The organism is Micromonospora sp. NPDC005087 (assembly GCF_042872965.1).
Taxonomy (GTDB): Bacteria; Actinomycetota; Actinomycetes; order Mycobacteriales; family Micromonosporaceae; genus Micromonospora.
This window is the reverse complement of record NZ_JBIALB010000001.1, coordinates 996,601-1,014,616: the sequence shown is the minus strand read 5'-3', so window position 1 is coordinate 1,014,616 and position 18,016 is coordinate 996,601. Positions and strand designations below refer to the sequence as shown.

19 protein-coding genes are annotated in these 18,016 nt (G+C 71.8%); 15 read left to right on the top strand and 4 right to left on the bottom strand.

Translation table 11 applies throughout. The features are described from left to right. Nucleotides 1–35 precede the first annotated feature (35 nt). From ACFYPS_RS04795 to ACFYPS_RS04780, 4 genes are read left to right on the top strand one after another with little or no spacing between them, the layout of a single operon-like run. Nucleotides 36–1,190 (top strand): site-2 protease family protein, encoded by a 1,155-nt coding sequence (locus ACFYPS_RS04795; RefSeq protein ID WP_387322759.1) that lies wholly within the window; start codon nucleotides 36–38, stop codon nucleotides 1,188–1,190. Further along, on the top strand, nucleotides 1,187–2,188 hold the full coding sequence (locus ACFYPS_RS04790; protein ID WP_387322757.1) for a tRNA (adenine-N1)-methyltransferase: 1,002 nt from the start codon (nucleotides 1,187–1,189) through the stop codon (nucleotides 2,186–2,188). The genes ACFYPS_RS04795 and ACFYPS_RS04790 overlap by 4 nt, the downstream gene beginning before the upstream one ends. Before the next feature lie 22 nt (nucleotides 2,189–2,210). Next, a complete protein-coding gene (locus ACFYPS_RS04785; protein ID WP_354965369.1) occupies nucleotides 2,211–2,339 on the top strand; it encodes a hypothetical protein in 129 nt (42 codons plus the stop codon). Then, a complete protein-coding gene (locus tag ACFYPS_RS04780) occupies nucleotides 2,336–2,908 on the top strand; it encodes a hypothetical protein (RefSeq protein ID WP_354965368.1) in 573 nt (190 codons plus the stop codon). The genes ACFYPS_RS04785 and ACFYPS_RS04780 overlap by 4 nt, the downstream gene beginning before the upstream one ends. Nucleotides 2,909–2,952: 44 nt before the next feature. Here ACFYPS_RS04780 and ACFYPS_RS04775 read toward each other — a convergent pair whose 3' ends face one another. After that, nucleotides 2,953–3,243 (bottom strand): ferredoxin, encoded by a 291-nt coding sequence (locus tag ACFYPS_RS04775; protein WP_074309704.1) that lies wholly within the window; start codon nucleotides 3,241–3,243, stop codon nucleotides 2,953–2,955. Between the two features lie 178 nt (nucleotides 3,244–3,421). Here ACFYPS_RS04775 and arc point away from each other — a divergent pair, with 178 nt between their 5' ends. The 6 genes from arc to prcA all read left to right on the top strand — a co-directional run bounded on the left by arc (nucleotide 3,422) and on the right by prcA (nucleotide 9,559). Then, a complete protein-coding gene (gene arc / locus ACFYPS_RS04770) occupies nucleotides 3,422–5,203 on the top strand; it encodes a proteasome ATPase (RefSeq protein ID WP_387322754.1) in 1,782 nt (593 codons plus the stop codon). A 184-nt stretch (nucleotides 5,204–5,387) separates the two neighbouring features. Continuing rightward, complete coding sequence (gene dop, locus ACFYPS_RS04765; protein ID WP_387322753.1) at nucleotides 5,388–6,905, top strand: depupylase/deamidase Dop; 1,518 nt, start codon at nucleotides 5,388–5,390, stop codon at nucleotides 6,903–6,905. 117 nt (nucleotides 6,906–7,022) lie between these two features. After that, nucleotides 7,023–7,238, top strand: a complete 216-nt coding sequence (locus ACFYPS_RS04760) for a ubiquitin-like protein Pup (RefSeq protein WP_067366797.1) — start codon at nucleotides 7,023–7,025, stop codon at nucleotides 7,236–7,238. A gap of 386 nt (nucleotides 7,239–7,624) precedes the next feature. After that, nucleotides 7,625–7,915, top strand: coding sequence for an endonuclease VII domain-containing protein (locus tag ACFYPS_RS04755; RefSeq protein ID WP_387322750.1), 291 nt, complete (start codon nucleotides 7,625–7,627; stop codon nucleotides 7,913–7,915). Continuing rightward, nucleotides 7,834–8,673 carry a proteasome subunit beta gene (gene prcB, locus ACFYPS_RS04750; protein WP_354965364.1) on the top strand — a complete coding sequence of 280 codons (840 nt, stop codon included), beginning with the start codon at nucleotides 7,834–7,836 and terminating at the stop codon, nucleotides 8,671–8,673. The genes ACFYPS_RS04755 and prcB overlap by 82 nt, the downstream gene beginning before the upstream one ends. 61 nt (nucleotides 8,674–8,734) lie before the next feature. Beyond that, nucleotides 8,735–9,559 (top strand): proteasome subunit alpha, encoded by an 825-nt coding sequence (gene prcA, locus ACFYPS_RS04745; protein WP_387322747.1) that lies wholly within the window; start codon nucleotides 8,735–8,737, stop codon nucleotides 9,557–9,559. 4 nt (nucleotides 9,560–9,563) lie between these two features. Here the strand turns inward: prcA and rfbB are convergent, their stop codons facing one another. Then, nucleotides 9,564–10,547 carry a dTDP-glucose 4,6-dehydratase gene (gene rfbB, locus ACFYPS_RS04740; RefSeq protein ID WP_387322745.1) on the bottom strand — a complete coding sequence of 328 codons (984 nt, stop codon included), beginning with the start codon at nucleotides 10,545–10,547 and terminating at the stop codon, nucleotides 9,564–9,566. A 192-nt stretch (nucleotides 10,548–10,739) separates the two neighbouring features. Here rfbB and pafA point away from each other — a divergent pair, with 192 nt between their 5' ends. The 3 genes from pafA to ACFYPS_RS04725 all read left to right on the top strand — a co-directional run bounded on the left by pafA (nucleotide 10,740) and on the right by ACFYPS_RS04725 (nucleotide 13,659). Next, on the top strand, nucleotides 10,740–12,098 hold the full coding sequence (gene pafA, locus ACFYPS_RS04735; RefSeq protein ID WP_354965361.1) for a Pup--protein ligase: 1,359 nt from the start codon (nucleotides 10,740–10,742) through the stop codon (nucleotides 12,096–12,098). A 67-nt stretch (nucleotides 12,099–12,165) separates the two neighbouring features. Beyond that, entirely contained in the window at nucleotides 12,166–12,360 is a 195-nt protein-coding gene (locus tag ACFYPS_RS04730; RefSeq protein ID WP_354965360.1) for a hypothetical protein, read from the top strand. Nucleotides 12,361–12,513: 153 nt separating this feature from the next. Continuing rightward, the gene (locus ACFYPS_RS04725; RefSeq protein WP_387322743.1) at nucleotides 12,514–13,659 is read left to right on the top strand and encodes a cupin domain-containing protein; all 1,146 of its coding nucleotides are present in this window, start codon (nucleotides 12,514–12,516) and stop codon (nucleotides 13,657–13,659) included. Nucleotides 13,660–13,683: 24 nt separating this feature from the next. Here ACFYPS_RS04725 and ACFYPS_RS04720 read toward each other — a convergent pair whose 3' ends face one another. Together ACFYPS_RS04720 and ACFYPS_RS04715 are read right to left on the bottom strand one after the other, a co-directional pair. Further along, nucleotides 13,684–14,769, bottom strand: a complete 1,086-nt coding sequence (locus ACFYPS_RS04720; RefSeq protein WP_387322741.1) for a DUF3866 family protein — start codon at nucleotides 14,767–14,769, stop codon at nucleotides 13,684–13,686. Nucleotides 14,770–14,828: 59 nt separating this feature from the next. Next, the gene (locus ACFYPS_RS04715; protein WP_354965357.1) at nucleotides 14,829–15,830 is read right to left on the bottom strand and encodes a cation diffusion facilitator family transporter; all 1,002 of its coding nucleotides are present in this window, start codon (nucleotides 15,828–15,830) and stop codon (nucleotides 14,829–14,831) included. Between the two features lie 126 nt (nucleotides 15,831–15,956). On the opposite strand from ACFYPS_RS04715, the gene ACFYPS_RS04710 reads away from it, so the two are divergent. Continuing rightward, the gene (locus ACFYPS_RS04710; RefSeq protein ID WP_387322739.1) at nucleotides 15,957–16,955 is read left to right on the top strand and encodes a helix-turn-helix transcriptional regulator; all 999 of its coding nucleotides are present in this window, start codon (nucleotides 15,957–15,959) and stop codon (nucleotides 16,953–16,955) included. Further along, complete coding sequence (locus ACFYPS_RS04705) at nucleotides 16,952–18,016, top strand: YafY family protein (protein ID WP_354965355.1); 1,065 nt, start codon at nucleotides 16,952–16,954, stop codon at nucleotides 18,014–18,016. The genes ACFYPS_RS04710 and ACFYPS_RS04705 overlap by 4 nt, the downstream gene beginning before the upstream one ends.

Below are 18,016 nucleotides of genomic sequence, written 5' to 3'. Positions count from 1 at the left end.
CGGCCCGGACACCCCCGGTCCGTAGCATCGTCCCGATGGAGCAGACATCCCGACCGCCGCGGCGACCCGACCGGCGCACCGGCCTGAACGTGGGCCGGGTGTTCGGAGTGCCGTTGCACCTCAACGCCTCGATGCTCCTGCTCGCCGCGCTGGTCGCCGTGCTGTACGCGGAGTTCGCCCGCCGGCAGCTGGACCTGCCGCAGATCAGCGGCTATCTGATCGGCTTCGGGTTCGTGGTGTCGCTGCTCGGCTCGGTGCTGCTGCACGAGCTGGGCCACGCGCTCACCGCCCGCCGCTACGGCATCGGTGTGCGCGGGATCACTCTGGAACTGCTCGGCGGCTACACCGAGATGGACCGGGACGCCCCGTCTCCCCGCGTCGACCTGCTGGTGTCACTGGCCGGCCCGGCGGTCTCCGCGGTGCTGGCCGTCGTCGCGGTCGCCGCCACGCTCGCCCTGCCGGGGGGCGGCGTGGCCCACCAGCTCGCCTTCCAGCTCGCGGTGAGCAACGTCATCGTCGCGCTGTTCAACAGCCTGCCCGGGCTGCCACTCGACGGCGGCCGGGCGCTGCGCGCCGCGGTGTGGGGGCTGACCGGCGACCGGCACCGCGGCACCGAGGTCGCCGGCTGGGCCGGCCGCGTCGTCGCCGTCGGCACCACGATCCTGGTCCTCCTGCTCACCGTCGGCGGCTTCCTGGCGCCACTGGCGCTGCCGCTGATGCTGCTGGTCGCCGTCACCCTCTGGCGCGGCGCCGGGCAGTCGATCCGGGCCGCCCGGGTCAGCCGCCGGTTCCCGCTGATCGACCTGTCCCGCCTGGCCCGGCCGGTCTGGCCGGTGACCACCGGCACACCGCTGTCCGAGGCCCAGCGCCGGCGCGCCGAGGGTGGGCAGCCCGCCGCCGCGCTGCTGGTCACGGACTCCACCGGCCGGCCGGTCGCGCTGGTCGACCCGGCCGCCGCCGAGGCGGTACCCGTCGATCGCCGCCCGTGGCTGGCCGTGGACGCCGTCGCCCGGTCGCTGGGCGCGCTCCCCGCGCTGCCGGTCGGGCTGGACGGCGAGCGGGTGATGGAGGCCGTGCAGAGCCACCCGGGCGCGCAGTACGTGGTGACGGCAGGCGAAGATGTCGTCGGCATTCTGCACATCGCGGACCTCGCGCAGGTCCTCGAACCCGACCGGAAGATGACATCGTGACCGCAACTCCCTCCACCGTCCCGGCCGACGCCGCCTCCCCGGCGCTGACACCCGTGCACCGGGGGCCGTTCCGGCCCGGCGACCGGGTGCAGCTGACCGACCCCAAGGGGCGGATGCACACCGTGACGCTGGAGCCCGGCAAGGAGTTCCACACCCACCGCGGCATCCTGGCGCACGACGCGCTGATCGGCCTGCCCGACGGCAGCGTGGTCACCACCACCGGCGGCGGCACGGCCTTCCTGGCGCTGCGGCCGCTGCTGTCGGACTACGTGCTGTCCATGCCGCGCGGCGCGCAGGTGATCTACCCGAAGGACTCGGCGCAGATCGTCGCGATGGGCGATATCTTTCCCGGCGCGAAGGTCCTGGAGGCCGGCGCCGGCTCCGGCGCGCTGAGCTGCTCACTGCTGCGCGCGGTCGGCACCGAGGGGGACCTGCACTCGTTCGAGCTGCGGGACGACTTCGCCCAGATCGCGCGGCGCAACGTCGAGTCGTTCTTCGACGGGCCGCACCCGGCCTGGAACCTGCACGTCGGCGACGTCGCGCAGTGCCAGGAGACCGGCTTCGACCGGATCATCCTGGACATGCTCACCCCGTGGGAGACGCTCGACATGGTCGAGCGGGCGCTGGTGCCCGGCGGCGTCTTCATCGGCTACGTGGCCACCACGCCCCAGCTCTCCGAGCTGGTGGAGGCGCTGCGCGAGCGCGGCGGCTGGACCGAGCCGCGGGCCTGGGAGTCGCTGGTGCGGGACTGGCACGCCGAGGGCCTCGCCGTCCGGCCGGACCACCGGATGATCGCGCACACCGCGTTCCTGGTCTCCGCCCGCAAGCTGGCCCCCGGGGTCACCGCGCCGCCCCGCCGCCGCAAGCCCAGCAAGGGCACCGAGGCGTACGTGCAGCGCCGGCAGGTGCTGCGCGAGGCGGAGGCGGCCCGACAGGCGGCCGCCGCGCAGGTGGCGGGTGTGGAGCCCGACGCGACGGGGGAGATGGACAGGCCGTGACCATCGAGCTGGGCGGGCCGGCGTGAGCACGCGTGGGGGTGCGGGCGTCCGGGCCGGTGCGAGCAGGCAGGTCGGTGTGGGTGCGCGGGTCGACCGGGTCGGCCCGCGCCCGGGCGACGGCGTCGCCGAGCGGGGGGAGGCGGCGGCATGAGCCGACCGGGCTACGGCGGCGGCGATCTGCCCGCGGTGTTTCCGGACTGGTCGCCCTACCAGGACCTGGAGTCGGCGGCGCGCGCCTACCTGCGCGACCCGGACGTGGCCCTGGAGGCGCTCGGCGGGGTGCTGCGCGGCGCGTCGGTGCTCGGCTTCACCCTGGAACGCTTCGTCAACGAGGTCAACGGCGTGTGGCAGGAGGTCGTGGTCTGCGACGGCAGCCGGCTGATCCTCTGGCACGGCGAGGACGTGCCGCCGACGGAGGGCCCGCCGGGGTCGATGACGTCGTCGCTGCGGGTGGTGCCGGTCTCCACCGTCACCGAGGTCGGCTGCCGTCGCCGGCTCAACCGCACCGACAGCGGCGAGATCCGTGTCGACAGCATCGACGTGTATCTGCTGCTCACCTCGCTGGACGAGGCGCCGCCGAGCGAGGAGATCGTCGGCACGCCACGGCACGACGCGCTGCGCTTCGGCAAGACCCTCGACGACGGCGGCGCCGGGCAGATCGCCCGGTTGGAAGAGTTCGCCCGGCTGGTCGCCTCGGTGGTCGGCCGCCCGCTGCTCTGAGCCCTACCCCCTCGTGCCGGGGGCCGCGCCGGTTGGCGGGTGGCTCAGTCCTCGGCGTCCGGGCCGGCGACCTCGACACCGTCGCCCCGCACGACGTGGATGCAGTCGCCCGGGCACTCCTTCGCGGAGTCGATCACCTCGAGCCGCAGGTGCTCGGGCACGTCCACCCGGCTGCCCGGCGCCATCCGCAGCTCACCGTCGGCGCCCTTGACATACGCCAGGCCGTCGATGTCGAACTCGAACACCTCCGGCGCGTACTGCACACAGAGCCCATCGCCCGTGCAGAGATCCTGGTCCACCCAGACCTGCAACTGGTCGGTCGCGACCTCGGCCACCGGAGCACCCCCCATGTTCTCCCGTCGTACGGTCCGACGGTACCCGAACGCCAGTACCGGCCCGCCAGGCCACCCTTGGCGATCAAGGTTCGGTGACGAGGGTGTTGCGTGGGACCGAATCGGCCTCATAGCGGCTAGTGTTAGGGCAGAACGTTCAAGCCCCCCGGGGAGGTGGGACGTGGCACGCAGCGACGACGCGGACTCGCGCGCCGCACGGTGGGAGAAGGAAGCCCACGATCTCTCCACGCAGGTCGCGTTCCTTCAAGAGGAACTCGCCCTGGTGCGGCGCAAGTTGACCGAAAGCCCCCGACACGTCCGGCAGCTCGAAGAGCGGCTGGCGGCCACCCAGGCACAGTTGGCGCGGCTGACCGAGAACAACGACCGGCTGGTGAGCACCCTCAAGGAGGCTCGCACGCAGATTGTGACGCTCAAGGAGGAGATCGACCGCCTCGCACAACCGCCGAGTGGCTACGGCGTCTTCCTGGCCAAGCACGACGACGGCACGGTGGACGTCTTCACCGGCGGTCGCAAGCTGCGGGTCGCCGTCTCGCCCTCGCTCGACGTGGCCGAGCTGCGCCGGGGCCAGGAGGTCCTGCTCAACGACGCGCTCAACATCGTCGACGCGTTCGGCTACGAGCGGGTCGGCGAGGTGGTGATGCTCAAGGAGATCCTGGAGGGGCCGGGCGGTGCGCCGGGTGACCGGGCACTGGTGGTCTCCCACTCCGACGAGGAGCGCATCGTGCACCTCGCCGAGACGCTCATCGGCTCGGCGATCCGGGCCGGCGACTCGCTCATGATCGAGCCCCGCTCCTCGTACGCGTACGAGCGGATCCCGAAGAGCGAGGTCGAGGAGCTGGTCCTGGAGGAGGTGCCCGACGTCGGCTACACCGACATCGGTGGCCTCCAGTCGCAGATCGAGCAGATCCGCGACGCGGTGGAGCTGCCCTTCCTGCACGCGGACCTGTTCCGTGAGCACCAGCTCCGCCCGCCCAAGGGCATCCTGCTCTACGGCCCGCCCGGCTGCGGCAAGACGCTGATCGCCAAAGCGGTGGCCAACTCGCTGGCCAAGAAGATCGCCGAGCGGCAGGGCAAGGAGAAGCACACCAGCTTCTTCCTCAACATCAAGGGCCCGGAGCTGCTCAACAAGTACGTCGGCGAGACCGAGCGGCACATTCGGCTGATCTTCCAGCGGGCCCGGGAGAAGGCCGGCGAGGGCACCCCGGTGATCGTGTTCTTCGACGAGATGGACTCGATCTTCCGGACCCGTGGCTCCGGTGTCTCCTCCGACGTGGAGAACACGATCGTCCCGCAGCTGCTCAGCGAGATCGACGGCGTGGAGGGGCTGGAGAACGTCATCGTCATCGGCGCTTCCAACCGGGAAGACATGATCGACCCGGCGATCCTGCGTCCGGGTCGGCTCGACGTGAAGATCAAAATCGAGCGGCCGGACGCCGAAGCGGCGAAGGACATCTTCTCCAAGTACATCCTCTCCGGGCTGCCCCTGCACCCGGACGACCTGGCCGAGCACGGCGCCGACCCCCAGGCCACCGTCGCGGCCATGATCGACGCCGTGGTGCTGCGGATGTACTCGGAGACCGAGGAGAACCGCTTCCTCGAGGTCACCTACGCCAACGGTGACAAGGAAGTCCTCTACTTCAAGGACTTCAACTCCGGCGCGATGATCCAGAACATCGTCGACCGCAGCAAGAAGATGGCCATCAAGGAGTTCCTCACCTCCGGGCGCAAGGGGCTGCGCCTGCAGCACCTGCTCGACGCCTGCGTCGACGAGTTCCGGGAGAACGAGGACCTGCCCAACACCACCAACCCCGACGACTGGGCCCGGATATCCGGCAAGAAGGGCGAGCGGATCGTCTACATCCGCACGCTGGTCTCCGGCGGCAAGGGCGCCGAGGCCGGGCGGTCCATCGAAACCGCCAGCAACACCGGCCAGTACCTCTGAGCCACAGCTAGCAACGGCCGGGGCCCGGGACGCGACGCGTCCCGGGCCCCGGCCGTTTCCTGTGGACCCGGGCGCGGCGACGACACCGGTGACACGGCTGCACCGGCGTGCCCCCGTCCCCGATCTGTCGGACTACGCTCGACGTGACGGGGGACCGGGTCGGGCGAGCGAAGCGGGTAGGTCGATGAGCGTAAGACGGATCATGGGCACCGAGATCGAGTACGGCATCTCCGTGCCCGGCCAGGCCGGAGCCAACCCGATGGTCACCTCGTCCCAGGTGGTCAACGCATACGGAGCCCGCCCCGAGCTCAACCGGGGTGGGCGGGCCCGGTGGGACTACGAGGAGGAATCGCCGCTGCGCGACGCGCGCGGCTTCACCTACTCCGGGGCCGCCTACGACCCCGCCGAGGCCCTCGCCGACGAGGACCTCGGCCTGGCCAACGTGATACTCACCAACGGCGCCCGGCTCTACGTCGACCACGCCCACCCGGAATACTCCACCCCCGAGGTGACCAACCCGCGCGACGTGGTGCGCTGGGACAAGGCCGGCGAGCGGGTGATGGCCGAGGCGTCCCGCCGGGCCGCCACCATCCCCGGCAGCCAGCCGATCCACCTCTACAAGAACAACACCGACAACAAGGGCGCCAGCTACGGCGCGCACGAGAACTACCTGATGCGCCGACAGACCCCGTTCGCCGACATCGTGGCGTACCTGACGCCCTTCTTCGTCACCCGGCAGATCGTCTGCGGCGCCGGCCGCGTCGGCATCGGCCAGGACGGCGGCCAGAGCGGCTTCCAGATCTCCCAACGCGCCGACTTCTTCGAGGTCGAGGTGGGTCTGGAGACCACCCTCAAGCGCCCCATCATCAACACCCGGGACGAGCCGCACGCCGACGCCGACAAGTACCGCCGGCTGCACGTCATCATCGGCGACGCCAACCTCTCGGAGATCTCCACCTACCTCAAGGTCGGCACCACCGCGCTGATCCTCACCATGATCGAGGAGAAGGCGCTCGGCTCGGACCTCGGCATCGCCGACCCGGTCAGCGAGCTGCGTGCGGTCAGCCACGACCCGTCCCTGACCCACCGGATGCGGCTGCGCGACGGCCGCCGGCTCACCGCGCTGGACGTGCAGTGGGCCTACCTGGAGCGCGTCCGGTCCTTTGTCGACGACCGCTACGGCACGGACGTGGACGAGCAGACCACCGACGTCCTCGACCGCTGGGAGAGCGTGCTGGACCGGCTGGGTCGCGATCCGATGCTCTGCGCCGACGAGTTGGACTGGGTCGCGAAGCAGCGGCTGCTGGAGGGCTACCGGGAGCGGGAGAAGCTCGGCTGGGGCGCGCACAAGCTCCAGCTCGTCGACCTGCAATACTCCGACGTCCGGCCGGAGAAGGGCCTCTACCACCGGCTGGTTTCCCGGGGGGCGATGAAGACGCTGCTCACCGACGAGGAGACGCGCACCGCGATGACCGAGCCGCCCGAGGACACCCGGGCCTACTTCCGCGGTCGCTGCCTGGCGCAGTACGCCTCCGAGGTGGTCGCCGCCAGCTGGGATTCGGTGATCTTCGACGTCGGCCGGGAGTCGCTGGTCCGGGTGCCGATGATGGAGCCGGAACGGGGCACCCGCGCGCACGTCGGGGCGTTGTTCGACCGCTGCGCCAGCGCCAAGGACCTCCTGGAGACGCTGACCGGCCGGTGAGCGACGCCGCGCCCGTCGGGGATCGGCGATCGGTGCCACCCGAACACGGCTGACGCGGGGGCTTTCCGTCGCTTCCACGGGGTAGATTTCATGCCAGGCGATCTAGAGGAGGCAGCTATGGCCACTCGTGACAGCGGCGGTCAGTCGCAGTCCGGCAAGTCCCGGCAGGGCGAGGAGATCGAGGACGTCACCACCGAGGCCAACCCTGAGGTGGCGGAGCGGCACGCCGAGATCACCGAGGACGTCGACGACCTGCTCGACGAGATCGACTCCGTTCTTGAAGAGAATGCAGAAGAATTCGTGAGGGGTTACGTCCAAAAAGGGGGCCAATGAGGCATATGTCCGGTTTGTCAGGCCGATCGGACAAGATATGCCCGGACTGAAAGCGGTTACTGCCACGCACTGAGTTCCACAGCGACCGTCGACGGACGGACGGGCTCGCCTTCTACTGCAAGTCGTGCGCGAACGCCCGGTCGGAGGTCAGTCGCCGCAAGCGAGGCGTCTCGCTGCAGCGACGGTCGGCGACGCCGGTCGGTCAGGGTCTCAAGTGGTGCCCGGATTGCGAGCAGATCAAGCCGCTGGGGGATTTTCCCACTACCAGGGCTAAGGCCAGTGGTCGGCACAGCTACTGCAAACCCTGCCATAATGACCGGAGCAAGGAGACCGCGCAGCGGCTATACGGCGGCACGCGCGAATACCACCTGCGGCGGCGCTACGGCGTGGGGCAGAAGGAGTTCGACGAGCTCCTGGCCGAGCAGGGCGGCGTGTGCGCCATCTGTGAGCGCCCCGATCCGGAACATCTGGACCACGATCATCGCACCGGATGGGTGCGCGGGATACTCTGCTTCAACTGCAACGGTGGTCTTGGCCAGTTCCGTGACAGTCCCATGAGGCTGGCCAGGGCGATCACGTACCTGAGAGGAACCACGTGGCAGCGGGCTTTGATCCATCCGGGCGTCTACCAGATGTGTTCACCAACGCGGGGACGTCCTCCTTCACCACGTTCCTGAGCCGGGTGGCGCCCGAGATGCTGCCCGGTCGACGGCCGCTGCCACCGGGCATGGCCGCCGACCTGGCGCCGCACGCGACCACCATCGTGGCCATCGCGGCCGCTGACGGTGTGGTGATGGCCGGCGACCGACGGGCCACCATGGGCAACCTGATCGCCCAGCGCGACATCGAGAAGGTGCACCCGGCGGACGCGTACTCGCTGGTCGGCATCGCGGGCACCGCGGGCATCGGCATCGAGCTGATGCGACTGTTCCAGGTGGAGTTGGAGCACTACGAGAAGATCGAGGGCGCCATGCTCTCGCTGGACGGCAAGGCAAACCGGCTGGCCTCGATGATCCGGGGCAACCTGGGCGCCGCCATGCAGGGGCTGGCGGTGGTGCCACTCTTCGCCGGCTTCGACCTCGCCTGCGCGGACCCGGCGCGGGCTGGCCGGATCTTCAGCTTCGACGTGACCGGCGGCCCGTACGAGGAGACCGGCTACGACGCGATCGGCTCCGGCTCGCTCTTCGCCAAGTCCGCGTTGAAGAAGCGCTTCCGGGCCGGCCTGTCCGTCGACGACGCGACCCGGCTGGCGGTCGAGGCGCTCTACGATGCCGCGGACGACGACACCGCGACCGGCGGACCGGACCTGACCCGACGGATCTACCCGGTGGTGATGACCGCGACGGCCGACGGCACCCGCCGGCTGACCGACGCCGAGACGGCGGCGATTGCCGAGGGTGTGGTTTCCGGCCGGATGGAGAACCCGGGCGGTTGACTCTCGCCCACCCCCACCAGTCAGCAGTCGTCAGCTCAGCGCCGTAAGGAGAACCGCCGCCGTGGCCATGCAGTTCTACGCCTCGCCCGAACAGATCATGCGCGACCGCTCCGAGTTGGCCCGCAAGGGCATCGCCCGGGGTCGTAGCGCGGTGGTCCTCAGCTATGCCGGCGGGGTGCTCTTCGTCGCGGAGAACCTCTCCAGCGCCCTGCACAAGGTCAGTGAGATTTACGACCGGATCGGCTTCGCCGCCGTCGGCCGGTACAACGAGTTCGAGAACCTGCGCCGGGCCGGCGTGCGGATGGCGGACCTGAACGGGCTCAGCTACGACCGGCGGGACGTCACCGGTCGGGCCCTGGCGAACGCGTTCGCGCAGACGCTGGGCGCGATCTTCACCGAGCAGTCGAAGCCGTTCGAGGTGGAGATCTGCGTGGCGGAGGTCGGTGCCACTCCCGACGACGATGAGCTGTACCGACTGACCTACGACGGTTCGGTCAACGACGAGCCGGGGCGGATGGCGATGGGTGGGCAGGCCGAGGCGATCACCGGCGTGCTGAAGTCGAACCACCGGGCGGACATGTCGCTCGGGGAGGCGGTGAACGTCGCGGTGCAGGCGTTGAGCACCGTCGGCGGGGAGGGCGGCGCCGCCCGGACGATCGCCGCGAACCAGCTTGAGGTCGCGGTGCTGGACCGCCGGCGCGTCGGGCGGACCTTCCGCCGGATCACCGGCGCGGCGTTGACCTCGCTGCTGGACGGGGGCGCCGAGCCGCCGGCCGGGGACCGTGCCGAGGCGCCGACGTCGCCGACCGAGGAGGCGCACAAGCCCACGTCGTCCGCCGGGTCGGCCGATCTCGAGGACAAGTCGGGCACGCAGACGGCCGAGTAAATCCCTACCGCAGCGGCTCCCACCAGGCCCGGTTGTCGCGGTACCACCGGACCGTCGCGGCCAGACCGTGTTCCAGGTCGATGCTCGGGGCGTACCCCAGCTCTTCGCTGATCTTGATGGTGTCGAGCGAGTAGCGGCGGTCGTGGCCCTTGCGGTCCGGGACCGGGACCACCCGGTCCCAGCCGGCGCCGCAGGCTTCCAGCAGCCGGCCGGTGAGTTCCCGGTTGGTCAGTTCGGTGCCGCCGCCGATGTGGTAGACCTCGCCGGGGCGGCCCTTGTGCTGCACGAGGGCGATGCCCCGGCAGTGGTCGTGCACGTGCAGCCAGTCCCGGACGTTGCCGCCGTCGCCGTAGAGCGGGACGGTGCCGCCGTCGAGCAGGTTCGTGACGAACAGCGGGATGACCTTCTCCGGGAACTGGTACGGCCCGTAGTTGTTGGAGCAGCGGGTGACCACCACGTCCATGCCGTGGGTGCGGTGGTAGGCCAGGGCGAGCAGGTCGGCGCCGGCCTTCGAGGCCGAGTACGGCGAGGTGGGCGCCAACGGCCAGGTCTCGGTCCAGGAACCTTCGTCGATCGAGCCGTAGACCTCGCCGGTGGAGACGTGCACGAACCGCCCGGTGCCGTGGCGCAGCGCGGCGTCCAGCAGCGTCTGGGTGCCGAGCACGTTGGTGGTGACGAACGGGGCGGCGCCAGCGATGGACCGGTCGACGTGCGATTCGGCGGCGAGGTGCACGATCACGTCGTGCCCGGCGACAACCTCGTCGACCAGGGCCGGGTCGCAGATGTCACCCTGCACGAACCGCAGCCGGGGGTCGTCGCGCACCGGGTCGAGGTTGGTCAGGTTGCCCGAGTAGGTCAGCTTGTCCAGCACGGTCACCACGTCCGGCTCGCTCACCGGGAGTCCCGCGTCGCCGCCCGGCGCGCCGAGCAGCATGCGCACGTACGCCGAGCCGATAAATCCCGCTCCGCCGGTGACGAGGATCCTCACGGGTTCAGCACTCTACGCGAGCCGGCATCCCGAGAGGGCCGTCGCGCCGTTGCCGGCGCATCCGGGGCGGGGCGCAGCCGGCGCGCGCGGGCCGGACGGAATGTCGCACTCAACCGGTATGTGACCGCCCCCCGGGCACGACCTGTGGTCTGACAGTGACGAACGGGCCCTCCGGACGGCTAATGTCACACCATGGAGCGGCGAATCTTCGGCCTCGAGACCGAGTACGGCGTCACCTGCACCTATCGCGGGCAGCGGCGGCTGTCCCCGGACGAGGTCGCGCGGTATCTGTTCCGTCGCGTCGTGTCCTGGGGTCGGTCGAGCAACGTGTTCCTGCGTAACGGGGCCCGGCTCTACCTGGACGTCGGGTCGCACCCGGAGTACGCCACACCGGAGTGCGACTCGGTGACCGACCTGGTCGCCCACGACCGGGCCGGCGAGCGGATCCTGGAGGGCCTGCTCGTCGACGCGGAGAAGCGACTGCACGACGAGGGCATCGCGGGTGAGATCTACCTGTTCAAGAACAACACCGACTCGGCCGGCAACTCGTACGGCTGCCACGAGAATTACCTGGTCTCCAGGCACGGCGAGTTCGGCCGACTCGCCGACGTCCTCATCCCCTTCCTGGTCACCCGGCAGTTGATCTGCGGGGCCGGCAAGGTCCTGCAAACCCCGCGTGGCGCGGTCTACTGCCTGTCACAGCGGGCCGAGCACATCTGGGAGGGCGTCTCCTCGGCGACCACCCGCAGCCGCCCGATCATCAACACCCGCGACGAGCCGCACGCCGACGCCGAGCGCTACCGGCGGCTGCACGTGATCGTCGGCGACTCCAACATGAACGAGGTCACCACGCTGCTCAAGGTCGGCACGGCCGACATCGTGCTGCGGATGATCGAGGCCGGGGTGGTGATGCGCGACCTGTCGCTGGAGAACCCGATCCGGGCGATCCGTGAGGTCTCGCACGACATCACGGGCCGGCGCAAGGTCCGGCTGGCCTCCGGCAAGGAGGTCAGCGCGCTGGACATCCAGCAGGAATACCTGGCCAAGGCCACCGAGTTCGTGGAGCGCCGCGGGGGCGACCAGGCGGCCAAGCGGGTGGTCGAGCTGTGGGGCCGGGTGCTGAGCGCGGTGGAGACCGGGGACCTGGAGCCGGTCTCCCGCGAGATCGACTGGGTCAGCAAACTGCGGCTGATCGAGCGCTACCAGCGCAAGCACGACCTGCCACTGTCGCACCCCCGGGTGGCGCAGATGGACCTGGCCTACCACGACGTGCGTCGTGGTCGCGGCCTCTACGGGCTGCTGGAGCGCCGCGGCGACGTGGACCGGGTGGCCACCGATCCGGAGATCTTCGAGGCCAAGGAGACCCCGCCGCAGACCACCCGGGCGCGGCTGCGCGGCGAGTTCATCCGGCACGCCCAGGAGAAGCGGCGGGACTTCACCGTCGACTGGGTGCACCTGAAGCTCAACGACCAGGCGCAGCGCACCGTGCTCTGCAAGGACCCGTTCCGGGCGTACGACGAACGGGTGGAGCGGCTGATCGCCAGCATGTGACGGGTGTGCCGGCCCCGGCGGTGGTGTCCGCCGGCGGGGCCGGCCGGCCCGGTAGGCTGGGCGCGCCATGACGACTTCTGGACCTTCCGACCGCTCCGAGCGCGGCGCCGAGCGGCAGAACTGGGTCGAACGCCGGCGGGACAAGATCCGCGCCGAGATCGACCGCAACCGCCGCGGCGAGTACACCGTGCCGACCTGGGTGCTGGCCCTAGCGCTGGTGCTCATCGTGGGCGGCTGGCTCGCCCTCATCTTCCTCGCCTGATCCCCGGGTCTTCGCCGCCCGTCGGCGGTGGCTGGCCCGGCCGGGCCACCGCTGGCCCGCCCGGGTCTCGGGGCCGGGTACCCGTCGCCGGTCACCGGACGCCCGCACGCGGCGCCGCGGTGGCATCGGGCTGGCCGACGGAGGGAGCGAGCGATGACGGGCGGGGACAGGGCGACGCCACAACCCCAGAGGGGACAGGCCGGCTGGCGGGACCCCGGGCCGCGCGACGTGGTCCAGGACCGGCAGAACCCCGATCTGTTGACGCCACCGAGCACGGACGCGGGCACCCTGCCCAACCTGCGGTTCTCCTTCTCCGACGCGCACACCCGCATCCAACGGGGCGGCTGGACCCGCGAGGTCACCGTGCGGGAGCTGCCGGTCGCCACCGAGCTGTGCGGCGTGGACATGGCGTTGGAGCCGGGCGCGTACCGGGAGCTGCACTGGCACAAGCAGTCCGAGTGGGCGTACGTGTCGCGCGGCAGCGCCCGGATCAGCGCCGTCGACCAGGAGGGCCGGAACTTCCTCGACGACGTGCGCGCCGGTGACCTGTGGTTCTTCCCGCAAGGGGTGCCGCACCACATCCAGGCCCTCGACGAGGGCGTCGAGTTCCTGCTGGTCTTCGACGACGGGGCGTTCACCGAGAACGGCACGTTCCTGATCAGCGACTTCTTCGCGCACACCCCGAAGGACGTGTTGGCGAAGAACTTCGGCTGGCGGCCCGAGCAGCTCGACTCGATCCCGGATCGGGAGAAGTACATCTTCGCCGGAGAGGTGCCGCCGCGGCTGGATCGGGACCGGGTGGTGAGCCCGACCGGGGATGTGCCCCGCACGCTGAGCCATCGGCTGCTCGCCCAGCAGCCGCAGCGGTTCGCCGGTGGGCAGGTACGCATCGCCGACGTGTCCCAGTTCGCCGCGGCCACCACCATCTGCGCCGCTCTGGTGGAGGTCGACCCGGGTGGGATGCGGGAGCTGCACTGGCATCCCACCGACGACGAGTGGCAGTACTACCTCTCCGGGCACGGCCGGATGGGCGTGTTCGCCAGCAGTGGTGTGGCGGGCACCTTCGACATGCGCTCCGGGGACGTCGGGTACGTGCCGTTCGCCTACGGCCACTACATCGAGAACCTCGGCGAGGAGCCGCTGGTCTTCCTGGAGATGTTCCGCAAGCCCCTCTTCGAGGACATCTCCCTGACCCAGTGGATGGCGAACACGCCACCCCAGGTCATCGCGGAGACCCTCAACCTGCCTCGGGAGTTGATCGAAGCCCTACCCCGGGACAAGCGCCCCGTGATCCGCTGACCCGGGTCGCCCTCCGCCGCACTGTCAGGGGAGCAGGGTGGTGGCGTGGCGGCCGGCCGCCGCCGCCGCGAGGAAGTAGGCGTGGTCGGCGTCGAGGCCACGTCCCATCGTGGACAGTGGCACGACGCTGGCCCGCAGCGCGGCGTCGAGGCCGGCGGTGGGCACCCGGACGATGCGGTGCCGGGCGGCCAGCGGGGCCAGCGCCGCGTCCACCTCGGCGGCCAACGCCGGGTCCAGGTCGTCGGGCACCACCAGCTCCGCCGGGGCGAGCGCCACCCGCCCGTACGCGGTGAGGCTGTGGTGCGACACGCCCCGGTGCCGGGGGCGGGGATCGGCGGCGGAGATCCGCAGTGACCCGACGGGTCGACCGCCCAGCGTGGCGATCGCGTTGACCGCCTCGCCGACGGCCACCCCGGAGAAGCCCCACCGGGTGCCGGTGCCGAGGTTGCCCGGACCCTGCGCGACCACGGCCACGTCGGCGCGCAGCACGTACCGGGCGGCGAGCAGGCCGCCGTGCAGGGTGGTGGCCTCCAGGTCGCCGCCGAACGCCTGCCCGACGGTGATCGTGCCGGCCAGTTCGGCGCGCAGCCCGGCGAGGGTACGGGAGAACCAGGCCGGCAACGCCCCGCCGTCGGTGAGCAGGTACGCCACCCGGGCGTCCGGGGCCGCGGCCCGGATACCAGCGAGGATCGCCGGCAGGGCCGAGTGCAGGTCGGCGGTGACGACCGGCAGCCCGCCCAGGTCGTCGGCGTCGGCCAGCACGTCCCGGTGCGGGGACGCCTCCTCGTCGACGCCGAGCAGGATCGGTTGCAGTGGGGTGTAGCGGGCCTTGACGAGGTGCCCGGCGTCGCGGGTGTCGCCGGCGTCCGGCGGGTCCGGCGGCAGCCGGTCCGGCAGAGCCACCACCAGGGCGTACCCGCCGGTGCCCAGCCCCATCAGCAGCGCCCCGGCGTTGAGCAGCACCCGGTCGCCGGGCTCGGGAGTGCCGACCAGCTCCGGGTAGGCCAGCGCCCGCATCCGGGTGCCGTCGGGCAGGTCGACGTCCAGCTCCACCGCCCCGGTCCACTGCCGTCGCAGCGCCGCCACCGTCCCTGCCCGCCATCGCACCATGACGGGCACGCTAGCGGCGCGGACCCGGCGCCCCGCGCCCGGGTGGTCCGGCGCGTGGTTCAGCTCGGGTCTGGTTCGCCGCCGGAGTCCGGGCTCGGCCGGGCCTGGGTGTTGCGGGCCTTGCCGACGGCGCCGGGCAGGGACCGGGTGGGATCGAGGAAGACGTAGCGGATCTCCGGGTACCGCCCGGTGAGCCGCCGTTCGGCCTCGTCGGCGCTGGCCTCGATGGCCGCGCCGGTGGCCTCGTCGCGGAAATCGACCTTCGCGGCGACCAGCAGGTCGTCCGGGCCGAGCTGCATGGTCAGCAGGGTATCGATCCGTTCCACCTCGGGTAGCCCGGCCAGCTCCTGCTCGATCTCGCGGCGCAGTCGCTCCGGGGCCGCCCGACCGACCAGCAGCGACAGGTTGTTGCTGGCCAGGATCCCGGCGACGGTCAGGAGCAGCAGCCCGATCAGGATCGACGCGACGCCGTCCCACACCTCGTCGCCGGTGGCCTCGGACAGGCCGACCCCGAGCCCGGCCAGCAGCAGACCGATCAGGGCGGCGCTGTCCTCCAGGAAGACCGCCTTGACGGTGGTGTCGGCGGTCAGCCGCAGGAAGTGTCGGGGAGTGGTCCGCCACCGCCGGGACTCGCGGCGGACCTGCCGGACGGCCCGGCCCAGCGAGATCGACTCGATGACGAAGGACACCCCCAGCACGATGTACGAGATGAGGTAGTCGTCGCTGTGCTGGTGCAACAGGATGGTGGTCACGCCGTGGGTGACGGCGAAACCGGCGCCGGCGACGAAGGTGAACATGGCGGCGAAGAACGCCCAGACGTAGCTCTCCTTGCCGTACCCGAAGGGGTGCCGGGCGTCCGCTGGTCGCGCGCCACGGCGCAGCGCCTGGTAGAGCAGCACCTCGGTGGTCGTGTCGGCGACCGAGTGCGCCGCCTCGGAGAGCATCGCGGCGGAGCCGGAGATCAGCCCGGCGATCAGCTTCGCCACCGCGATGGCGAGGTTGGCCGCCCCGGCGACGACCACGGTGCTGACGCTCTCGGTCTTGACCCCCGCTTGCGCCATGAAGGCACCCTATGACCGGTGGCGGCCCGGCGCTCGGCGAGTGGCCGGGACCCGCCGATCCGAACAGATGTGCGGCACGCCAGCGCGGGTGCAGGTCTCGGGCGCGTCGGCTGCTAGCGTCTACCCGTGTCGCGGACCCGCACCGAACGCCTGGTCAACCTGGTGATCTGCCTGCTGTCCACGCGACGGTTCCTGACCGCCGCGCAGATCGCCGCGACCGTGCCCGGTTACGAGCACGATCCGGACGACGCGCGTGACCACGAGGCGTTCCAGCGCAAGTTCGAGCGGGACAAGGCCGAGCTGCGCGAGCTGGGCGTGCCGCTGGAGACCGGGACGGCCAGTGTCTTCGACGCCGAGCCCGGCTACCGGATCGCCCACCGCGAGTACGCGTTGCCCGACATCCCCCTCGAACCGGACGAGGCCGCCGCCGTGGGCATCGCCGCGCGGCTGTGGCAGCACGCCGGTCTCGCCGCCGCCGCCTCGTCGGGGCTGGCCAAACTGCGCGCCGCCGGGGTGGACGTGGACCCGCAGGCCACCCTGGGCCTGGAGCCGATGGTCACCGTCGACCCGGCGTTCGCGCCGCTGACCGCCGCCGCCCGCGACCGCCGGGAGGTCGGGTTCGACTACCGGGTGCCCGACCGGGACGCGCCCAGCCGTCGGCGGCTGCAGCCGTGGGGCGTGGTCTGCTGGCGTGGCCGGTGGTATGTGGTCGGCCACGACCTGGACCGCGCGGCGACGCGCTGCTTCCGGCTGTCCCGGGTGGTCGGCGCGGTCCGGGTGACCGGCGCGCCCGGCGCCTACGAGCCGCCGGCCGGCGTCGACCTGATCAGCCACGTGGCCCGCTGGTCCGGCCCGGTGGAGCGCACCGGTCGGGCCACCGTGCTGGCCGCACCCGGCCGGGCCGCCGGTCTGCGCCGCTGGGCGGTCGAGGTGACCGCCGGCCCGGACGGCGACCGGCTGGTCCTGCCGTACGCGGATCCGGACGGGCTGGCCGGTCAGCTCGTCCGTTACGGCCCGGACGTGCGCGTGCTCGACCCGCCGGAAGTCCGCGAGGCGGTCATCCAGCGGCTCAAGGAGATCGCCGCCCGGCACGACGAGCTGGTCGTCACCGGTGATGCCCGATGACCCGGCCCGCCGCGCGCGGCGGCTCCCGGGCCTCCGCCGACCGCCTGGCCCGGCTGCTCAACCTGGTGCCCTACCTGCTGGCCCGGCCGGGCATCGAGATCGCCGAGGCGGCCGGTGACCTGGGCGTCACCGAGCGACAGCTGCGCGAGGACCTGGAGCTGCTCTGGGTGTGCGGGCTGCCTGGCTACGGCCCCGGTGACCTGATCGACATGGCCTTCGACGGCGACCGGGTGACCATCACCTACGACGCCGGCATCGACCGCCCGCTGCGGCTCACCCCCGACGAGGCGCTCGCCCTCGTGGTGGCGCTGCGGATGCTCGCCGAGACGCCCGGGGTGGCCAATCGGGAGGCCGTCGAGCGGGCCCTCGCGAAGATCGAGGACGCCGCCGGTGATCTGGTGGGCGCGCCGGTGGCGGTGCGGCTGCCCGGGGACACCCGGCGGGTGGAGGCGCTGCGCGCCGCCGTGGAGGGCGGTCGGGCGCTGCGGATCACCTACTACACGGCCACCCGGGACGAGACCACCGACCGCGTCATCGACCCGCTGCGGATGCTGATGGTGGGCGGCCTGGCGTACGTGGAGGCGTGGTGTCGCCGCGCCGAGGCGGTCCGGCTGTTCCGCGCCGACCGGATCGACGCGATCAGCGAGCTGGACGAGCCGGCCACCGTCCCGCCGCAGGCCGTCCCGCACGACCTGACCGAGGGCGTCTTCCGTCCCACACCCGACCTGCCGCTGATCACCCTGCGGGTCGGTCGGGGCGAGCGGTGGATCACCGAGTACTACCCGTGTGAGCGGGTGGAGGCCGGCGACGGCGACCAGTGGCTGGTGTCGCTGCGGGTGACCGATCTGGGCTGGGCCCGCCGGTTCGTGCTCGGTCTCGGCCCGGACGTCACCGTGGTCGCCCCGGTCGAGCTGGCCGAGCAGGTCCGGGCGACGGCGGCCGCCGCGCTGGACGCGTACGCCGTGCCCGCTCCCACCGCCGCCCCCCGGCGGCCCGAGGCCGACCCGGCGACGCCCGGCGCGCCCTCGGGCGACCCGGCGGTGGCCGGCCGCACCCAGTAG